Annotated in this window: 1 protein-coding gene; it reads left to right on the top strand. The window is 73.2% G+C overall.

Annotated elements, in window-relative coordinates:
• The coding region (locus AC0B61_RS37020; protein ID WP_471746914.1) for an FkbM family methyltransferase at nt 1-3692 on the top strand (3692 nt) is incomplete at both ends.

The following is a 3692-nucleotide window of genomic DNA, read 5'->3' as shown; positions in this document are numbered from 1 at the left end:
CGCACGGGTGACCTGGCGCGGTGGACGGCGGAGGGGTTGCTGGAGTACCTGGGGCGGGCGGACGAGCAGGTCAAGGTCCGTGGTTTCCGCATCGAACTCGGCGAGATCGAGGCGCGGCTCGGCGCCCACCCGGGCGTCGAGGACGCCGTGGTCGCCGTCCGGGACTTCGGCGAGCACGACAAGCGCCTGGTCTCCTACGTGGTGCCCTCGGCGCAGAACGCGCACGCCGTCCGGGAACTCCTGCGGATCGGGCGCACCGAGCCCGAGGCGCTGGAGCGCACCTACCAGCTCCCCAACGGCATGACGGTCTTCCATCAGAACCGGAGCGAGACCGACTTCGTCTACGAGGAGATCTTCACCAACCTCGAATACCTGCGGAACGGCATCACCCTGCCCGCCGGGGCGACCATCCTCGACGTGGGCGCGAACATCGGCATGTTCACCCTGTTCGCGGGCCTGCGGGTGCCCGACGCCCGGATCTACGCCTTCGAGCCGATCCCCCCGGTCTTCGACACCCTGCGCCGCAACGCGGAGCTGCACGGCCTCAACGCCACGGTGTTCAACTGCGGTATCGCCGCCGAGGCCAAGGAGGAGACCTTCACGTTCTACCGGTACAACACCGTCATCTCCAGCAGCCACACCACCAGCACCCAGGCGCACGAGATGGTCCGCTCCTACCTGCGCAACCAGGAGGAGCTGACCGAGGACGGCGTCGTCGCCGGTGACGCCCTGGTCGACGAACTGGTCGACGCCCGTCTCGACAGCGAGCAGTTCCTCTGCCGCCTGCGCACCCTCTCCGAGGTGATCGCCGAGCAGGGCATCGACCGCATCGACCTGCTGAAGGTCGACGTGGAGAACGCCGAGTACGAGGTGCTCAAGGGCATCGACGCCGCCGACTGGCCGAAGATCCGCCAGCTCGTCGTCGAACTCCACGACGTCGACGGCCGGTTGGCGCTGGTCGAGGGCCTGCTCACCTCCCTCGGCTACGACGTGGTGCGCGAGCAGGACAACCGCCTGCTGCAGAACATCCCGCTGTACAACCTGTACGCGGTCCGCCCCGACGCCGCCCCCGTGGCGGACACCGAGGCCGACACCAGGGCAGCCGCCGAGCCGGCCGCGCCGCGCTGGTCGGGGCAGGCCGAGCTGGCCGAGTCCATCCTGGCCGCCCTGCGCGACTCCCTGCCGGAGTACATGGTGCCGTCGGCGACGGTGATGCTCGAAGCGCTGCCGCTCACCGTCAACGGCAAGCTCGACCGCAAGGCCCTGCCCGCGCCCGACCGGCCCGTCGGTACGGCGGCCGGCTCGCGCGGCCCGGCCGACGCCCGCGAGGAGATCCTCTGCGCGGCCTTCGCCGAGGTCCTCGGCGTGGCGTCGGTCGGCGTCGACGACAGCTTCTTCGCGCTCGGCGGCCACTCCCTGCTCGCGGTCCGGCTGGCCAGCCGGGTGCGGGCCCTGCTGGGGGTCGAGGTGCCGGTGCGCACGCTCTTCGACGCACCCACCCCGGCCGGTCTGGCCTCCGTGGTGGCCGCGCTGTCCGGCCCGGCCCGGCCCCCGCTGGAGGCCAGGCCGCGCCCGGAGCTGGTGCCGCTCTCCTTCGCCCAGCGCCGGCTCTGGTTCCTGGGCCAGCTGGAGGGCCCCAGCTCGACCTACAACATCCCGATGGTCCGCCGCCTGGACGGTGTCCTGGACGTCGACGCGCTGGCCGCGGCCATGCTGGACGTGGTGGGCCGGCACGAGGTGCTGCGGACGGTCTTCGAGGTCGCCGACGGCGAGCCGTACCAGCGGGTGCTACCGGTCGCCGAGTCGGGCTTCGCGCTTCGGGTCACCGAGGTGGCGGCCGACGCCCTGGCAGACGCGGTAGCCGGGGAGTCCGGCCACGTCTTCGACCTGGCCGCCGAACTGCCCATCCGGGCCACGCTGTTCACCGCCGGCCCGGGCGAGCAGGTGCTCGTCCTGGTGGCGCACCACATCGCCGTCGACGGCTGGTCGATGGGCCCGCTCGGCCGCGACCTCTCCGAGGCATACGCGGCCCGGTCGCAGGGCCGGGAGCCGCAGTGGGCCCCGCTGCCCGTCCAGTACGCGGACTACGCGCTCTGGCAGCGCGAGGTGCTCGGGTCGGAGGACGACCCCGAGAGCCTGCTATCCCGGCAACTCTCCTACTGGCGCCAGGCGTTGGCCGGAGTGCCGGAGGAGCTGGCGCTGCCGGGCGACCGGGTGCGCCCGGCGGTCGCCAGCTACCGCGGGCACGCCGTGCCGCTGGATGTGCCCGCGGAGCTGCACCGCGCCCTGGAGAAGGTCGTCCGGGACGAGGGCGTCACGCTCTTCATGGCGTTGCAGGCGGCGCTGGCCGTGCTGGTGAGCAAGCTGGGCGCGGGCGCGGACATCCCGATCGGCACGGCGAACGCCGGCCGCACGGACGAGGCACTGGACGACCTGGTCGGTTTCTTCGTCAACACCCTCGTAGTGCGGGCCGACCTGTCGGGCGACCCGACCTTCGCCGATGTCCTGGCCCGCGTGCGGGAGGCTTCCCTGGCCGGCTTCGAGCACCAGGACGTGCCGTTCGAGCGGCTGGTGGAGGAGCTGGCGCCGTCCCGCTCGCTGGCCCGCAACCCGCTCTTCCAGGTGGAACTGACCCTGCAGAACAACGAGCGCGCCGGGCTCTCCCTGCCCGGCGTGGACGCGGTGGTCCAGACCGCCGCGAACTCGCGGGCCACGGCCGACCTGATGTTCACCGTCGGCGAGGAGCTGGACGAAGCCGGGGAGCCGGCCGGGATCCACGGCGTCGTCATCGGCGCGGCGGACCTGTTCGACCTCGGTTCGGTGGAGCGGATCGTCGCGCGCTGGACGCGGCTGCTCGGCGCGCTGGTGGCCGACCCGTCGGCGCGGATCGGCACGGTGGACGTGCTGGACGCCGACGAGCGGCGCCGGGTGCTGACCGAGTGGAACGACACGGCGGCCGAGATCGCCCCGGCGACGGTGCCGGAGCTGTTCGCGGCGCAGGTCGCGCAGTGCCCGGGCGCGGTGGCGGTGGCCGGTGACGGCGTCGAGCTGACCTACGCGGAGCTGGACGCCCGCGCCAACCGCCTGGCCCGGCTGCTGGCCGGCCGGGGTGTGGGACCGGAGTCGGTGGTCGCGGTCTGCCTGGAGCGCGGCGCCGACCTGGTCGTCGCCCTGCTCGCGGTGGTCAAGGCCGGCGGGGCCTACCTGCCCGTCGACCCGGAGTACCCGGCGGAGCGGATCTCGTACATGCTCCGCGACGCCCGGGTGACGTGCGTGCTCACCTCGCAGGACTGCGAGGACGAGGTGCCCGTGCTGATCGGTGTGCCGGTCGTGGTCCTCGACGACCCGGCCGTCTCCATGACGGTCGCGGGCCAGGATGACAGTGCCCTGCCCTCCGGCCTGCTGCCCGCGCACCCCGCGTACGTGATCTACACCTCCGGCTCGACGGGCCGGCCCAAGGGCGTGGCGGTCTCGCACGCCGGTGTGGCGAGCCTGGTGGCCGCGCAGGCCGCCCGGCTGGGGGTGGACCGCTCCAGCAGGGTCCTGCAGTTCGCCTCGCCGGGCTTCGACGCGGCGAGCTGGGAACTGGTGATGGCCCTCTGCTCGGGGGCGCGGCTGGTGGTGGCCGGGGCGCGGGAGTTGCTGCCCGGTCCGTCGCTGGTGGAGCTGGTCGCCCGGCACCGGGTCACGCA

This window comes from Kitasatospora sp. NPDC023385 (assembly GCF_055664045.1).
Note: the sequence above shows the minus strand (reverse complement) of the source record. Positions and strands in the feature narration are given on the sequence as shown.